This window comes from Micromonospora sp. Llam0 (assembly GCF_003751085.1).
In the GTDB taxonomy this organism is placed as follows: Bacteria; Actinomycetota; Actinomycetes; order Mycobacteriales; family Micromonosporaceae; genus Micromonospora_E.
On record NZ_RJJY01000001.1, the window covers coordinates 1,062,598 to 1,077,898 of the forward strand.

Annotated in this window: 13 protein-coding genes and 1 pseudogene; all 14 read left to right on the plus strand. The window is 68.9% G+C overall.

All coding sequences use genetic code 11. The annotated features are described in order from the left end of the window. Positions 1 to 35: 35 nt before the first annotated feature. The 14 genes and pseudogenes from EDC02_RS04860 (at position 36) to EDC02_RS04915 (ending at position 15,139) form a co-directional block, all read left to right on the plus strand. Complete coding sequence (locus EDC02_RS04860) at positions 36 to 1,034, plus strand: cupin domain-containing protein (protein ID WP_123600913.1); 999 nt, start codon at positions 36 to 38, stop codon at positions 1,032 to 1,034. Next, positions 1,031 to 1,957 carry an NAD(P)-dependent oxidoreductase gene (locus EDC02_RS04865; RefSeq protein WP_123600914.1) on the plus strand — a complete coding sequence of 309 codons (927 nt, stop codon included), beginning with the start codon at positions 1,031 to 1,033 and terminating at the stop codon, positions 1,955 to 1,957. The genes EDC02_RS04860 and EDC02_RS04865 overlap by 4 nt, the downstream gene beginning before the upstream one ends. Then, on the plus strand, positions 1,957 to 3,306 hold the full coding sequence (locus EDC02_RS04870) for a Xaa-Pro peptidase family protein (protein ID WP_123600915.1): 1,350 nt from the start codon (positions 1,957 to 1,959) through the stop codon (positions 3,304 to 3,306). Before EDC02_RS04865 ends, EDC02_RS04870 begins: the two co-directional genes overlap by 1 nt. Beyond that, on the plus strand, positions 3,303 to 4,367 hold the full coding sequence (locus EDC02_RS04875) for a thiamine pyrophosphate-dependent dehydrogenase E1 component subunit alpha (RefSeq protein ID WP_123600916.1): 1,065 nt from the start codon (positions 3,303 to 3,305) through the stop codon (positions 4,365 to 4,367). The genes EDC02_RS04870 and EDC02_RS04875 overlap by 4 nt, the downstream gene beginning before the upstream one ends. Continuing rightward, entirely contained in the window at positions 4,355 to 5,332 is a 978-nt protein-coding gene (locus EDC02_RS04880) for an alpha-ketoacid dehydrogenase subunit beta (RefSeq protein WP_123600917.1), read from the plus strand. Before EDC02_RS04875 ends, EDC02_RS04880 begins: the two co-directional genes overlap by 13 nt. Beyond that, positions 5,329 to 6,108, plus strand: coding sequence for an E3 binding domain-containing protein (locus EDC02_RS42670; protein WP_199757506.1), 780 nt, complete (start codon positions 5,329 to 5,331; stop codon positions 6,106 to 6,108). Before EDC02_RS04880 ends, EDC02_RS42670 begins: the two co-directional genes overlap by 4 nt. A 2-nt stretch (positions 6,109 to 6,110) precedes the next feature. Next, the gene (locus EDC02_RS04890; RefSeq protein ID WP_123600918.1) at positions 6,111 to 7,484 is read left to right on the plus strand and encodes an NADP-dependent succinic semialdehyde dehydrogenase; all 1,374 of its coding nucleotides are present in this window, start codon (positions 6,111 to 6,113) and stop codon (positions 7,482 to 7,484) included. Positions 7,485 to 7,870: 386 nt separating this feature from the next. Next, positions 7,871 to 8,320: pseudogene (locus EDC02_RS42675) on the plus strand (IS630 family transposase); the annotation flags it as partial. Positions 8,321 to 8,363: 43 nt separating this feature from the next. Further along, positions 8,364 to 8,714, plus strand: coding sequence for a transposase (locus tag EDC02_RS41310; RefSeq protein ID WP_233605742.1), 351 nt, complete (start codon positions 8,364 to 8,366; stop codon positions 8,712 to 8,714). Positions 8,715 to 9,339: 625 nt separating this feature from the next. Further along, positions 9,340 to 11,127: a group II intron reverse transcriptase/maturase gene (gene ltrA / locus EDC02_RS04900; protein ID WP_123600919.1), complete on the plus strand. Its 1,788-nt coding sequence runs from the start codon at positions 9,340 to 9,342 to the stop codon at positions 11,125 to 11,127. After that, positions 11,124 to 11,462 carry a hypothetical protein gene (locus EDC02_RS40715; protein ID WP_199757508.1) on the plus strand — a complete coding sequence of 113 codons (339 nt, stop codon included), beginning with the start codon at positions 11,124 to 11,126 and terminating at the stop codon, positions 11,460 to 11,462. Before ltrA ends, EDC02_RS40715 begins: the two co-directional genes overlap by 4 nt. Further along, positions 11,455 to 12,729: an endo-1,4-beta-xylanase gene (locus EDC02_RS04910; protein WP_123600920.1), complete on the plus strand. Its 1,275-nt coding sequence runs from the start codon at positions 11,455 to 11,457 to the stop codon at positions 12,727 to 12,729. The genes EDC02_RS40715 and EDC02_RS04910 overlap by 8 nt, the downstream gene beginning before the upstream one ends. A 121-nt stretch (positions 12,730 to 12,850) precedes the next feature. Beyond that, complete coding sequence (locus EDC02_RS39455; RefSeq protein ID WP_148083326.1) at positions 12,851 to 13,549, plus strand: hypothetical protein; 699 nt, start codon at positions 12,851 to 12,853, stop codon at positions 13,547 to 13,549. Positions 13,550 to 13,954: 405 nt separating this feature from the next. Next, positions 13,955 to 15,139: a helix-turn-helix domain-containing protein gene (locus EDC02_RS04915; RefSeq protein WP_148083327.1), complete on the plus strand. Its 1,185-nt coding sequence runs from the start codon at positions 13,955 to 13,957 to the stop codon at positions 15,137 to 15,139. The last annotated feature ends 162 nt before the right edge of the window (positions 15,140 to 15,301 follow it).

Sequence of the window (15,301 nt, forward strand, 5' to 3'; positions counted from 1 at the left end):
CGGCAGACCCGCGTACGAAGAAGGGGGATCAGCACATGTACGGGGATCAGCACATGTACCACGTGACCCGGATGGACGACGAGGGGGCGGTCATCCCGCCCGGGTACGCCGGGCACAGCACCGGCTTCCGCCGCCAGGACCTGATCGGCCGGGAGACCGGCTCGCACCACATGACGATGAGCACCGGCATCCTCGACCCGGGCGGCGCCATCGCGGCCACCGTCCACTCGTACGAGAAGAGTCTGTGGATCTGGTCCGGTGAACTGACCCTGACCATGCTCGGCCAGCGGCTGACCCTGCGGGCCGACGACTGCGCGTTGGTGCCGGTGGCGGTGGCGCACCGGCTCACCGCCGGGCGCGCCGGTGCCCGGTGGTTGGAGATGTCCGCGCCGGTGCGGCTGCTGCCCGGCGACCACCGCCGGGACACCTTCTTCGTCCCCGATGAGCTCACCGGCGGCGAGTTCGGCGGCGAGCCCGGCGGGGTCGACCTGCGCGACCCCCGCAACCGGCATTTCTTCCGCTTCGACAGCTCCTCGATGGACCTGAGCCGGCTGGCGCGGGGCAGCGACCCGAACGCCCCGGAGGTGTCCGCCAGCATGGCCACCGCGCTGCTCGCGTACAGCGGCATCGGTATCCGGATGCTCGCCGACCAGCGGGTCGGCGCGCAGCTGCACACCATGTTCATGGTCGAGTACCAGCCGACCGCCGTCGCCCACCCGCACGACCATCCGTTCGAGGAGGCGTACGTGTTCACCGAGGGGCGCACCGAGGCGGTGGTGGGCGGCGGCGTCGAACTCAGCCTCGAACCCGGTGACGTGCTGTGGACCGGTTCCGGCTGCGACCACGCCTTCTACAACCGTACCGACGGGCGGACCCGGTGGATCGAGACCCAGTCGCCGCAGCCGCCCGCCCAGCACTCGTACCGGTTCAACCGGGACTGGGAGTACCTCGACCGGAAACTCTGCGCCGGAGTCCGGGTCGACCCGCGCGCGGGCGGGACCGGGCCGGCCGACACCGGGACGGCTCCGCGATGAGGGTCGGCCAACTGGGCACCGGGCGGATGGGTACCGCCATCGCGCGGCGGCTGATCGACGCCGGCCACCAGGTCACCGTCTGGAACCGCACTGCGGCCAAGGCCGGCCTGCTGGTCGGGCAGGGAGCGGTACGCGCGGCGACGCTCGCCGAACTGGCCGCCTGCCCGGTGGTGTTCGTCTCGGTGTCCTCCTCCGAGGACCTGCTCGCCGTGCTCGACCCCGGCGACGGGCTGCTGTCCGCAGCCGACGGGGGACTGCGGACCGTGGTCGACTGCTCCACCGTCGCGGTCGACGCCTCCGCCGCCGCCCGCGAGCTCTGCGCCCGGGCCGGCGTGGCGTTCCTCGCCGCGCCGATCAGCGGCAACCCGGAGGTGGTCGGCTCCGGGCGGGCCTGCCTGGTCGCCTCCGGGCCGGCGGACACCTTCTCCGACGTCGAGCCGCTGCTGCGGGCCGTCGGCCGGATCGTCGTGCACGCCGGGGAGCGGGAACAGGCCCGGCTGGTGAAGCTGGCCCACAACCTCTACCTGGGCGCGCTGGCGCAGGCACTGGTGGAGGTGACCACCCTGGTCGAGAAGGCCGGCACCGACCGGCGGGCGTTCCTCGACTTCCTCGGCAACGCCGTCGTCGGCTCCGAGTGGGTGCGCCAGCGTACCCCCGATCTGGCCGACCGGGACTGGACGCCCACCTTCACCGGCGTACTGCTGCGCAAGGACCTCGACCTGGGCCTGGCCGCCGCCCGCGAGCACCAGGTGCCGATGCCGGTGGTGTCCATGGTGCACCAGCTGGTGCAGCAGGCCATCGGCCACGGGCACGGCGAGAAGGACCTGCTCGCCCTCTACGAGATCCAGGCCGCCGCCGCCGGCCTGGCCGATCACCAGTCACCGTCGCTGGACGACCCCCAGCCGCACGAGAGGAACACCTGATGAGCACCGCCACCTTCGGGTTGAACGTCGTCGACTGGGAGGCCCGGGTCGACCCGGCCCGGCTGCGCCGCGAGCGGCTGGCGCGGCTGCGCCGCCAGCTCGACGCGTCCTCGGTCGGGGCGCTGCTGACCTTCGACTTCCACAACATCCGCTACATGACCGCCACCCACATCGGCACCTGGGCGATGGACAAGCTGATCCGGTTCGCGCTGCTGCCGCGCGGCGGGGAGCCCGTTCTGTGGGACTTCGGCTCCGCCGCCCGCCACCACGAGCTGTACGCGCCGTGGCTCGACTACCGCGACGCGAGCGGCGTCGCCGCCGGCACCAGTGGCGCGCGGGCCGGCATCTCGGTGCTGCGCGGCGCCTTCCACCCCGACGCCGGCGTCGCCGAGGCGGTCGCGGACAAGATCTACACCGAACTCGACCGGTACGGACTGACCGACGCTCCGCTCGGCGTCGACCTGCTCGAACTGCCCATCCTGACCGCGTTGCAGGCCAGAGGCATCGAGGTCGTCGACGGCCAGCAGATCTTCCTGGAAGCCAGGCGGATCAAGACCCCCGACGAGATCAGCCTGCTCACCACGGCCGCGTCGATGGTCGACGCCGCCTACGACGACCTGTACGCGTTCCTGCGCCCCGGCGTACGGGAGAACGAAACCGTCGGGTTGGTCGCCAAGAAGCTGTTCGACCTCGGCTCCGAACACGTCGAAGGGGTCAACGCGATCTCCGGGGAACGCTGCTCGCCGCACCCGCACGTGTTCAGCGACCGGCTGATCCGCCCCGGCGACCCGGCGTTCTTCGACATCCTGCACAGCTTCATGGGCTACCGCACCTGCTACTACCGCACCTTCGCGGTGGGCAGCGCCTCCCGCGCGCAGGTCGACGCCTACCAGCGCTGCCGCGACTACATGGACCGGGCGATCGAGCTGGTCAAGCCGGGTGCGACCACCGCCGACATCGTCTCGGTCTGGCCGACCGCGCAGGAGTTCGGCTTCGCCGACGAGGAGGCCGCGTTCGGCCTGCAGTACGGCCACGGCGTCGGCCTGTCCATCTGGGAGAAGCCGATCTTCAGCCGGCTCGTCTCACTGGAGCACCCCGAGGTGATCGAGGAGGGCATGGTCTTCGCGCTGGAGACCTACTGGCCGGCCGCCGACGGCTGGGGCGCCGCCCGGATCGAGGAGGAGTTGGTCGTTACCGCCGACGGCGCCGAGGTGATCACCAAGTTTCCGGCTGAACAACTGCTCGTCGCCGGCCAGCGCTACTTCACCACCGGCGGTGCGCTGCCGCTGCAGCGGCACAGCCAGTCGCACGTCAACAACCGGCCCGGCGAGGACGGAGCGGACCGATGACCCTGCCACTGCAGCACCACCCGTACGGTGAGCACGACGCCGTCCTGCCGCCGGGCGACGTGACCCGGCACGACAGCGCGCCGATCGACCTGGACACCCGGCTGCACCTGTACCGGCGTCAGCAGGAGATGCGCCAGTTCGAGAAACGGGCGTACGACCTGTTCATGCAACAGTTGGTGAAGGGCACCAGCCACCTGTCGCTGGGCATGGAGGCGATCGCCGCCGGGTTCGGTGTGGCGATGCGCCCCGACGACTACAGCTTCGCCACCTACCGGGGTCACGCGCACACCCTGGCCCGGGGCGTCGGGATGACCCCGGTGCTGGCCGAACTGCTCGGCCGAGCCAACGGCCTGCTCGGCGGCAAGGGTGGCTCGATGCACCTGACCAGCGTCGAGCACGGCATGCTGGGCTCGTACGCGATCATCGGCGCGCACCTGACGATCGCCAACGGCGCGGCCTGGTCCGCCCAGTACCGGGGCTCCGGGCAGGTGGCGGTCTGCTTCTTCGGCGACGGCACCACCAACATCGGGGCGTTCCACGAGGCGCTCAACTACGCCGCCGTCTACCGGCTGCCGGTGGTGTTCGTCTGCGAGAACAACCTGTACATGGAGTACACGGTCACCAGTGACATCACCGCGGTGCGCCGGCCGGCCGCCGACCGGGCGGCGGCGTACGGGATGACACCGATCGAGATCGACGGCAACGACGCCGACGAGGTCTACCAGACGGCCGTGGCCGCCCTGGCCCGAGCCCGGTCAGGTGCGGGACCGTCGCTGGTGGAGGCGGTCACCTACCGCCACGGCGGGCACTCCCGCGCCGACCCGGGCAAGTACCGGCCGGCGGCCGAGGTAGCGGCCTGGCAGGCGTACGACCCGGTGGCGATCTACCGGGGCCGGCTGCGGCGTCTCGGCGTTGACCCGGCGCAGCTGGACCGGATCGACAAGGAGGTGGCCGACGCGGTCGACGAGGCGACCGAGCAGGCCAGCGCCGGTGAGCTGCCCCCACCGGGCAGCGCGATGACCGAGCTGTGGGCGGATGGAGGATCGTCATGGCGCAACTGAGCTACCGGGAGGCGGTCGCCCGGGGCATCGCCCAGGAGATGGACCGCGACGAGCGGGTGGTGCTGGTCGGCGAGGACGTGGCCGGTGCCGGCGGGGTGTTCAAGACGACCGCCGGGCTGCTCGACCGGTTCGGGCCGCGCCGGGTCGTCGACACCCCGATCTCCGAGCAGGCCATCCTCGGTGCGGCGATGGGTGCGGCGATGACCGGGCTGCGCCCGGTCGCCGAGATCATGTTCTCCGACTTCTTCGCGGTCTGCTGGGACATCGTGGTCAACCAGATCGCCAAGACCCGGTACATGACCAACGGCCAGGTCAGCCTGCCGTTGGTGATCAAGTCCGGCAACGGCGGTAGTCTGCGGTTCGGTGCCCAGCATTCGCAGTCGGTGGAGAACTGGGCGATGGCCGTACCCGGTCTGAAGGTGGTCAGCCCGTCCACCCCGACCGACGTGGTCGGCCTGATGGCCGCCGCCGTCCGCAGCGACGACCCGGTGCTGTTCTTCGAACACAAGGGACTGTACTCGGGGCGGGCCGAGGTGCCCGACGGGGAGATCGTCGACACCCTCGGCACCGCGAAGATCCGCCGGCCGGGCCGGGACGCCACCGTCGTCGCCCTCGGCCTGATGGTGCCCAGGGCGCTGCAGGCCGCCGACGAACTCGCCGGCCGGGGCATCGACGTCGAGGTCATCGATGTCCGGTCGCTGGTGCCGCTGGACATGACCACCATCCTGGACTCGGTGCACCGCACCGGGCGGCTGTTCACCGTCGAGGAGAACCCGCGGCTGCTCGGCTGGGGCGCGGAGATCGCCTCGATCGCCGTCGACGAGGCGTTCTGGGACCTGGACGGGCCGGTCCAGCGGATCACCACCCCGCACATTCCGCTGCCGTCCGCCGATTCGCTGGAGGACCTGGTCATTCCGTCGGTGGAGAGCATCGGGCAGACCATCGAGAAGGCGCTGCAGTCGTGACCCGCCAGCAGCACAGCCCCCGGGTGCGGCGGCTCGCCGGCGAACACGGCGTCGACCTGGCCGGCCTGCGCGGGAGCGGCCCGGCCGGTCGGGTACGCCCCGCCGACGTGCTCGCCGCCGCCGGCCGGCCGGTCACCCCGTCGGCAGCTGCGGCCGCCGCCGTACCGACCACCGCCGTCGTGCCGCCGGCCGGCTCCGGCCGTACGGTGGCAGCCGCGCTGGTCGAAGCCCAGCTCGGCGTCGTCGACGATCGTCCGGTCGGGCCGCTCGCCGCCGTCGCGCTGCTGCGGGCGCTGCGCCGCACCCCGCTGGCCGACGCCGACGGACGGCACCTGGCGGTGCTCGTCGACGGCGCGGACGGCAGGCGCGGCGTACGGGTGCTGCCCGACGCCGGGGACCTCAACCCGGCGGCCCTCGCCCGCCGCCTCGCCGACCCGGACGGCCTGACCGAGGGGCCGTCCGGCACCGCCGGCGACCAACCGGCACCGGCGGTCGCGCTGTGCGACAGCGCCGCCGCCGGCCTGCTGCACGAGGTTCCGCAGCTGCCGGCCGGGCTGGCGGCGGTGGTCAGCGTCGGAGCGCCCGTCGAGCGACCCACCGTGGTGCGCCACAGTGGTCAGCCGATGCTGGCCATCGGCGCGGTCAGCACCGTCGGCATCGTGCACGACCCGGCGCGGATCACACCGGCCGCCGCCCACGCGCTGCTCGGTGCCGTACGCGCGGAACTGGAAACCTCTCGCTCGACGACGAACCCGACGACGAACAGGAACCGTTGACTATGCCCATCGCCACCGTGAACCCAGCCACCGGCGAGACCGTACGCACGTACCCGTCGATGAGCGACGACGAGATCGAGCAGGCCCTCGCGGCGGCGGACGCCGCCCGGCCGCCGATGCGGGCCGCCAGCTTCGCCCAGCGGGCGTCCTGGCTGCGGGCCGCCGCCGACCTGCTCGACGCCGACGGCGCCGACCTGGCCGCCACCATGACCCTGGAGATGGGCAAACCCATCGGCGCGGCGCTGGCCGAGGTGCGCAAGTCGGCGGCTGGCTGCCGGTTCTACGCCGACCAGGCCGAACGGATGCTCGCCGACGAGCCGGTCGACCCGGCGGCGGTCGGCGCGCGCAGCGCGTACGTGCGTTACGAACCGCTCGGCGTGGTGCTGGCCGTGATGCCGTGGAACTTCCCGCTGTGGCAGGCGCTGCGGTTCGCCGCACCGGCGCTGATGGCCGGCAACGTCGGCCTGCTCAAGCACGCCTCCAACGTGCCGCAGACCGCGATCTACCTGGGGGAGCTGTTCACCCGGGCCGGCTTCCCGGCCGGGGCGTTCCAGAGCCTGCTGATCGGCGCGTCGGCGGTGGACCGGGTGATCCGCGACGACCGAGTGGCGGCGGTGACCCTGACCGGCAGTGAGGCGGCCGGGCGGGCGGTGGCCGCCGCCGCCGGGCAGGCGCTGAAGAAGACGGTGCTGGAGCTGGGCGGCTCGGATCCGTTCGTCGTGCTGCCGTCAGCGGACGTGCCGCAGGCGGCGGCGGTCGCCGCGCGGGCCCGCTGTCAGAACAACGGGCAGTCGTGCATCGCGGCGAAACGGTTCATCGTGCACCGGGCGGTGCTCGACGAGTTCACCGGCGAGTTCGTGGCCCGGATGGCGGCCCTGGTGGTCGGTGACCCGGCCGACCCGGCGACCGAGGTCGGGCCGCTGGCCACCGCGCAGACCCGGCAGGACGTGGCCGACCTGGTCGACGACGCGGTGGCCCGGGGAGCGACCGTGCTGACCGGCGCGAAACTGCCGGACGGGCCGGGCTGGTTCTACCCGCCGACGGTGCTGACCGGCGTCGACCCGACCATGCGGCTGTACGCCGAGGAGTCGTTCGGCCCGGTCGCGGTGATCTACCCGGTCGACTCCCTCGACGAGGCGATCGAGGTGGCCAACGGCACCGCGTTCGGGCTCGGCTCGGTGGTGTGGACCGGCGACCCGGCCGAGCAGCGCCGCTGCGTCGATGAGTTGGCGGCCGGCAGCGTCACGGTCAACGGGATGACCGTGTCCTACCCGGAGCTGCCGTTCGGCGGCATCAAGACCAGCGGGTACGGCCGGGAGCTGTCGGTGCACGGCATCCGCGAGTTCTGCAACGTCAAAGCCGTCTGGCAGGGCTGACCTCATCGCGCCAGCGGTACCGCGTTCGTCGTCAACTGCTCAACCTTTTCGGGCGCGTCTGCGTGGCGAGCTGAAACGCCTTCCTCCACGGGAACACGGTCGGTCGGTCGGTGCCGGTGCCGGTGCCTGGTGCCTGGTGGGTGTGGTGTCCAGTCGTCGTCCGGGCCGGAGATGACCCGGACGCCTTCGGCCCGCAGGTCGGCGATGGAGCGTTGGTACGGGGCACGGGCGGCCAGTGTCCTGCGCCGGAAATTCGCCTGATAAGTGGGTAGGGTGGGGGGATACCGAGAACTGGTCGTCCCACCCCGCCGCTGACGCTGACCGACGAAGAACGGGCGACGTTGACCCGCTGGTCACGGCGGGCGACGTCGTCACAGGTTCTGGCGATGCGTTCACGGATCATCCTGGCGTGCGCCGAAGGGGCGTCGAACACTGACGTCGCGTCGAGTCTCGGCGTGCATCTGTCGACTGTGGGTAAGTGGCGGCGGCGTTTCCTGAAACTACGCCTGGACGGCCTGGTGGACGAGGAACGGCCGGGCCGCCCGCCGTCGATCAGCCTTGACCGGGTCGAGGATGTGGTGGTCGCGACCCTGGAACAGACTCCACGTCACGCCACCCACTGGTCCCGCGGGTCGATGGCGGACAGGTCCGGGTTGTCGAAGTCCACGATCGGGCGGATCTGGCGCGACTTCGGCCTCAAGCCCCACCGTGCCGACACGTCCAAGCTGTCCACCGACCCGCTGTTCATCGAGAAGGTCGTCGACGTGGTCGGGCTGTACCACAACCCGCCCGAGCGGGCCGTGGTGCTCTGCGTCGACGAGAAAGAGCCAGGTCCAGGCCCTCGACAGATCCCAGCCGGTGCTGCCGATGATGCCCGGCATGCCGGAACGCCGCACCCACGACTACGCCCGCAACGGCGTCACCAGCCTGTTCGCCGCGTTCACCATCGCCGACGGCACGGTCCGGCCGAAGATCATCGACCGCAACGACTCGGAGACGTTCCTCGCGTTCCTCACCGACATCGACCGGGACACGCCCGACCACCTGCGTGTCCACCTGGTCCTGGACAACGGTTCCAGCCACACCTCGAAAGCCACCCGGGCCTGGCTGGCCGCGCACCCGCGCTTCACCGTGACCTACACCCCGAAACACGCATCCTGGCTGAATATGGTGGTGCGACACGCAAGTCGCATGAGTACAGCGACACTCATCGAAGGGGGTGCGGCGTGACGTCGCGGATGTAGTGTCCGGTCCCGTGCGCAAGGACCGTCCCCGCCTCGGCGTGCGTCGCGGGTAACCGCGGGGTGCGAAGCCCGGGGAAGGGCCCAAGGACTCCTGTTCCATCCAGGGGTTACCGGCTGGGGAAGACCGGACGGGTGAACGCAAGTGAACCCTCGATGACGCCTCGTCATAGGCACTTCCGCTCGATGGGACGCGCCAGCGGGAGACAGGGGCCAGCCGTTGCAAGGCGGCAGGTGCCGCTCGGAGGAATCTAGCCGGGCGGGAGCGCACCACCGTCCCCGGGGTTCAGAGGGCGCCCTACCCGGTCGTATCTGTCTCATGCGGAACGTGACAACCCCGATGGGGTCCAGACGGACAGTGATTCGGCTGGTAGGCCGCCTGTGAGGGCGGACGATGTCCCAGCGGGCGCAGGACGACCCGAGAAGCGAATGCCGGTGGCCGAAAGGCAGCGGGAAACCGGCGGCGGTGATGCTGGCTCCTCCGCCAGCGGTCGCCGGATAACCGGCCGGATAAGGGCATGTGCCCTGGCCTGAAAGGGCGCTGACGCGGGTCGGGTGAGCCTGCGGAGCTACTGCTGACCACAGCTTCGGAACCGAAGGGCAAGTTAGACACGATGACAGCTCATGCCTTCGCTTTGGCGATGGCGGCTCTCGACGTGAACGGACCGGAGGACGATCCTGCTGGCTGGGACGCCATCGACTGGCGGACCTGCGAGGACAACGTACGGCGGCTACGGCAGCGGATCTTCGCGGCGTCGCGGGACGGGGACCTGAAGAAGGTCCGGAACTTGCAGAAGTTGATGCTCCGCTCGCGCAGCAACGCCGTGGTGGCGGTGCGGCGGGTGACGGAGCGCAATGCTGGTCGCAGGACGGCCGGGGTGGACCGGCAGGTCGTGGTGACTGGGGAGCAGAAGGCCGAACTGGCCGACTGGATCCAGAACGACGCCAAGCCGTGGACTCCCCTGCCGGTCAAGCGCGTGTATGTGCCCAAGAGCAACGGCCGCCGTCGCGGCCTCGGGATTCCCGTGATCGCTGACCGGGCGCTGCAAGCCCTGACGGTGAACGCGTTGGAGCCCGAATGGGAGGCCCGGTTCGAGCCGAAATCCTACGGCTTCCGACCGGGTCGTGGCTGCCACGACGCCATCGTGGCCATCCACACGACGTCGAGCCGCACCGACGCCAAACGGCTGTGGGTGCTCGACGCCGACCTGGCGGCGGCGTTCGACCGGCTCGACCACGACCACATTTGCCGGTCGCTGGGCTGGTTCCCCGGACGGGGACTGGTCCGGCAGTGGCTGAAAGCGGGCGTGGTCGAGGACGGCCGGTTCACCCCCACCGGGGAGGGCGCTCCCCAGGGCGGGGTGATCAGTCCGTTGCTCATGAACGTTGCTCTGCACGGCATGGAGGTTGCGGCCGGGGTCCGCTACCACGTCACCGGCACCCGTGCCGGGAAGACGATGGACGGTTGCCCGGTCGTGGTCCGCTACGCCGACGATCTGATCGCCTTGTGTCACTCCCGTGAGCAGGCCGAACAGGTCAAGGCGGCACTGGCCGGATGGCTGGCGCCCAGGGGTCTGGTCTTCAACGAGGACAAGACCCGGATCACGCACCTGACCGAGGGCGTGGACTTCCTGGGGTTCAACATCCGCCGCTACCCCAACGGCAAGCTGCTGACCAAGCCGAGTAACGACGCGGTGCGACGGATCCGCAGACGCCTGTCCGTGGAGGTGCGGGCCCTGCGCGGGTCCAACGCCGACGCGATGATCGGCAAGCTCAACCCGATCATCAACGGATGGTGCGCCTACTACCGGATCGGGGTGTCCAAACGCGTGTTCAACGCGCTGGACGCCCACGCGTGGAAACTGGTCTACAAGTGGGCCAGGTTCACCCACGCGAACAAGCCGAGACGCTGGGTGGTAGCCCGGTACTTCGGCGAGTTCAACTCGTCCCGGCGTGACAGGTGGGTATTCGGGAGCCGGGAAACCGGCTACTACCTGCGCAAGTTCGCCTGGACTCCGATTGTCCGGCACCGGATGGTCGCAGGGACGGCGTCACCCGACGACCCGACCCTGACCGACTACTGGACCCGGCGGCGTCGCCGCAGCAATCTCCCGGTGGACATCACCACGCAACGGCTCCTGCGAGCCCAGCACGGCCGGTGTCCGATCTGCCGAGACCTGCTGCTGCACGCCGACCACGAGCCGCGAAGCCCACGTGAGTGGGAACAATGGCTCACCGCCACCCGCAGAGCGGTCCGCAGACACGCGGTCACCGTCTGGGGAGCGGGAACACCGGACGAACGCGTCGCCAACCGCCTCATACACACCCACTGCCACCGCCGGACCACCAGCAACGGCAGCCCAGCACTTCCGCCCACCCGCGAGCCTCCAGGGCTTGCTTGAGCCGGTTGCCCGGAAAGCGGGCACGGCCGGTTCTGAGGGGGCCCCGGCGCAGCAATGCGCCGGGGCTACCCGACGAACGCTGGTTCGGCCACCTCACCGAACAGAAGATCCGGCGCGGCGTCCACAAGAGCGTCCAAGCCCTGGAAGCCGACATCCGTTCCTGGATCGCCGACTGGAACACCAACCCGAGACCGTTCACCTGGACCAAGACCGCCGAGGAGATCCTCGAGTCACTCGCCCAGTTTTGTAGGCGAATTTCCGGCGCAGGACACTGGACGGTCATCGACCACCACCGCGAGCCGTACCGGCGCGATACAGTTACATGCCATGTCTGAGGGACAGATGCGACACCGTACCGGTAGCGTGACGCTCACCGTCCGCGGGCGTGACGGGCGGTTGTTGGCCGATCAAGCCGTCACGGTAGCCCAGCAGCGGCACGCGTTCGCGTTCGGAAACATTGGCGTCGACTTCGTCGAGCTGGTCGGCGGCCCCCATCCGGAGGCCGTCATGGGCCCTGGCGGCGCCGACCACACCGCCCTTGAGCAGCTGGGCGGCCTATGGCTCAACCTGTTCAACACCGCGACGCTGATGTTCTACTGGGGCAGCTACGAGCCTTGGCGCGGCGCCACGGACGCGGAACGGCTTACGAAGACGGCGCGGTGGTTCGCTGAGCGCGGCGTCACGGTCAAGGGCCATCCGTTGGTCTGGCACACCGTGCAGCCGCCGTGGCTGCTCGGCCTCGACCTCGACGAGGTCGAACGGCTGCTATGTGCCCGGATCCGCGACGTGGTCGGCGGGTTCGCCGGCACCATCGACGTCTGGGACGCCATCAACGAGGCCGTCATCATGCCGGTCTTCGAGAACGGGGAGAACGCGATTACCCCGCTCGCCCACGCCCGTGGCCGGATCTACATGGTGCGGATGGCGTTCGAGGAGGCGCGTGCGGCCAACCCTGCGGCCACGCTGGTGCTCAACGACTTCGACCTTACCTCGGCATACGAACGCCTCATCGAGGAAGTCCTCGAAGCCGGTATCCGCGTCGATGCGATCGGGCTGCAAACCCACATGCACCAGGGGTACCGTGGTGAAGAGTACATGTGCCACACGCTCGACCGGTTCGCCCGGTACGGCCTGCCGCTGCACATGACCGAAACCACGCTGGTCTCCGGCCACCTCATGCCACCCGAGATCGAAGACCTCAACGACTATCAGACCCCGGAATGGCCGACGACCCCGGAGGGCGAGGCGCGGCAGGCCGACGAGATCGTGCGGCACTACAGGTCGCTGGTCGCACACCCGGCGGTCCAGTCCGTCACCTACTGGGGCCTCACCGACAACGGCGCGTGGCTCGGCGCACCGGCGGGGCTGATCCGCGCCGATGGCAGCCGCAAGCCGTCGTACGACGCGCTCGAAGCCCTCATCAAGGGGGAGTGGTGGCTCGCGCCGACAGCGATGCGCACCGGTGCCGACGGCACCGTCGCGATCGAGGGCTTCTTCGGCGACTACACCGTCAGCGTCGGCGGCAGCACGGCGACGTTCACCATCGGCCCCACCCAAACCAGGGCGGTGGTGGACCTCGACGTCGGCGGGGAATGCCGGTGATGGACCTGGGCTAGTGTCCTGCGCCGGAAATTCGCCTACAGTCACTCGCCGGAGTCGGGGAACCGCTGCTCGCGAACTACCGTCTGGCCCCGGCCAACTTACCGAGGCGCAGGCCGCCGCGTTGACCCGCACGGCAGCTCTGATCAACGGACCCGGTGCCCCGGACTTCCTGGCTGGCTTCGTCATGGAGGCGCGTCCTCGAGTGCAACGGGAACTCATCTCGGTCTGGTCGTTCTTCGACTCAAAGGAGTACGCCCAGAATATCCTCGCCGAGGCCCCGCTCGACAATGGTCATGTGCAGGTCTTGGACTCGTCCTTGCTGCCCTGGCTTACATCTCTTAAGAATCACAAATTCACGACGATTCGTCTGCCTTACCTGGTCAAACTCGGGCAGCTACGCGATGTGCCGGGCCTCGTTTCCTTGACTCTAAATGGTGGCTTCTTGGGGGAGTTGGTTGAGCTCGTGGAGCATGGGAAACTTCATGAACTTGACCTGTCAGCATCGCCGATGAATGTCGATCTCACCCCTCTCTGTGGCCTCCCGAATTTATCTCGCCGGGTGCTCATTGATCTTTCGGGAGAGCTAGATTTTTCACCCTTGAGGCAGTTGGTGGGCCTGGCCTCCTTGCATTTGTATAAATCTGGGCTGACGGATGTAAACTTTGTTTTCGAACTTCCGTCTTTGGTTAATCTAGGCGGAGTCCTAGTCTGCATTTGCTGGGTCGAGTTGATGTCTCACCTTTCGGGGTTTAAAGAGCCTCTACGGCCTTTCTGTAACAGGTTCCCTGGAACCTGTCGGTGGACTCTCGGCGCTGACTGAAACTGTGCCGCGAGTGAAGAGTCTGGACCTGTGGGAGTGTGGTTGGCTGAGTGAAGCTTCACCCTTGCGGAATCTAGTCGAACTGGAGTATCTCTACCTCGGTGCAACTGGGGTTAAGGATTTGACATCGTTGGGTGATCTTTCTGCCCTTCGTCGATTGGAGATTGGGGTTCAAGGTGAGGCGAACGGTTTGCGCCCCCTCGCATCACTGCCAAGGTTGCGTCAGTTGGATGTGCTCTTGTCTTCCGTCGACCTCGCACCACTTGCGGGTCGAAAGCTGGCGGTAGACCTACGTGGGGGAGCCAAAGCGATCGGTACACCGCCGCCAGGGATTCGGATTAGGCGTTTCCGCTGACGCCTCGCGGGTACGTCCGGCGAGCCCCGTCGGGGGTATCGTCTGGGTTGGTGGCGGTTGTGGATATCTACTTACGGAGGCCGCCGACGTTTTCGATCTTGGTGGTGACCGTCATGCCGCGGATTGTCGATCCACGTCTGCCAGCTACCCTGCGTGCGCTTCGTGAGCAGGCTGGCCTCTCCCTGCGTGATCTTGCGAAGCGGGCGTACTCAAGCCGATCTCACCTGCATGACATCGAGCAGGGACGCAAGTCGCCGCCTCCGGATCTGATGGTGCGTCTCGATGAGGCGCTGGGCGCGGGTGGACATCTCGCCGGGATGGTGCGTGATGATCCGGCGGGTCTGTCGGGGGATGAGCAGCAGCGACTCCGCGCTGCCATCACCCAACCGCGTCGGATCGACGCGGGAACGATCGGCTCTTTGGCGGCGGTGCTTGCTCATCAGCGGCGTCTCGAAGACGTGGTCGGGTCAGTGGCCGTGGTCAGACCGGTGCTTGCGCAACTATCAGCCATCGAACAACTCGTCAACGGTGCCCGGCACGACAAGCACTGGTCGCGGCTCGTCGATGTCGCTGGACAGTGGGCTCAGTTCGGCGGCTGGCTCGCCGCGACCACTGGCGACCACGCTACCGGTCGTAGTTGGTACGTCCGGGCGATGGAGTGGTCGACGGAAGCAGGGAATCCGCACCTGACGGCCACCGTGCTGAGTATGCGTGGCCACCTTGCATGGGTCCGCGGTGAGACGGCTGCGATGGTGGAACTCTCTCGCGCTGCTGTGTGGCAACCGGCGAGTCCTGGTGTACATGCGCTTGCGACCCAGCAGGAGGCGCGTGGACTAGCGATCCTGGGTGACGCCGAAGGTACCGATCGGCAACTTGACCGTGCTGAGGAGCTGGCGCTTCGGGCTGCTGACGCACGGGATCGGGAGCCGGACTGGTTGTACTTCTACGACCCGACCTTCTTCTCGATGCAGCGTGGCTTGGCACAGCAGTACCTGCGCCGGTTCGACCGAGCGGCCGACCTGCTGACGGACGGACTCGACCAGCTCTCAGGCGATGTTCGCCGATCAGACTGGATCGGCTGGTACGTCTGCCAGTTGGCTTCGACCCATGTCGCGGCGGGCGACCGCGACGTCGCTGCATCGTGGATCGCGGAGGCGCGAGAGATTGCCGACTCAACGGGGGCGAAGCGCCTCGCCGGGGAAGTGGCACAGGTCGAGCAAGAGATCGATTGCTGACCGCTGTCTGCCGGTCTGCGGACGCCGGTAAGACGCGCACACTGTAGACCTTCACTTTGCGTGACGGGCAGGCTGCTTGCAGAGGTTGTGCCATCGCTTCCCGTACCGGGTGGTGAGTTCGGCGGTGGCGCGGCCTCGCGTTAGCTGGGCCCGACGTCGCAT

Excerpts from the sequence above, each read along its gene's own strand:
- EDC02_RS04860 (WP_123600913.1), top strand. The coding sequence starts at position 36 with ATGTACGGGGATCAGCACATGTACCACGTGACCCGGATGGACGACGAG.
- EDC02_RS04865 (WP_123600914.1), top strand. The coding sequence starts at position 1,031 with ATGAGGGTCGGCCAACTGGGCACCGGGCGGATGGGTACCGCCATCGCG.
- EDC02_RS04870 (WP_123600915.1), top strand. The coding sequence starts at position 1,957 with ATGAGCACCGCCACCTTCGGGTTGAACGTCGTCGACTGGGAGGCCCGG.
- EDC02_RS04875 (WP_123600916.1), top strand. The coding sequence starts at position 3,303 with ATGACCCTGCCACTGCAGCACCACCCGTACGGTGAGCACGACGCCGTC.
- EDC02_RS04880 (WP_123600917.1), top strand. The coding sequence starts at position 4,355 with ATGGCGCAACTGAGCTACCGGGAGGCGGTCGCCCGGGGCATCGCCCAG.
- EDC02_RS04890 (WP_123600918.1), top strand. The coding sequence starts at position 6,111 with ATGCCCATCGCCACCGTGAACCCAGCCACCGGCGAGACCGTACGCACG.
- EDC02_RS41310 (WP_233605742.1), top strand. The coding sequence starts at position 8,364 with ATGCCGGAACGCCGCACCCACGACTACGCCCGCAACGGCGTCACCAGC.
- ltrA (WP_123600919.1), top strand. The coding sequence starts at position 9,340 with ATGACAGCTCATGCCTTCGCTTTGGCGATGGCGGCTCTCGACGTGAAC.
- EDC02_RS04910 (WP_123600920.1), top strand. The coding sequence starts at position 11,455 with ATGTCTGAGGGACAGATGCGACACCGTACCGGTAGCGTGACGCTCACC.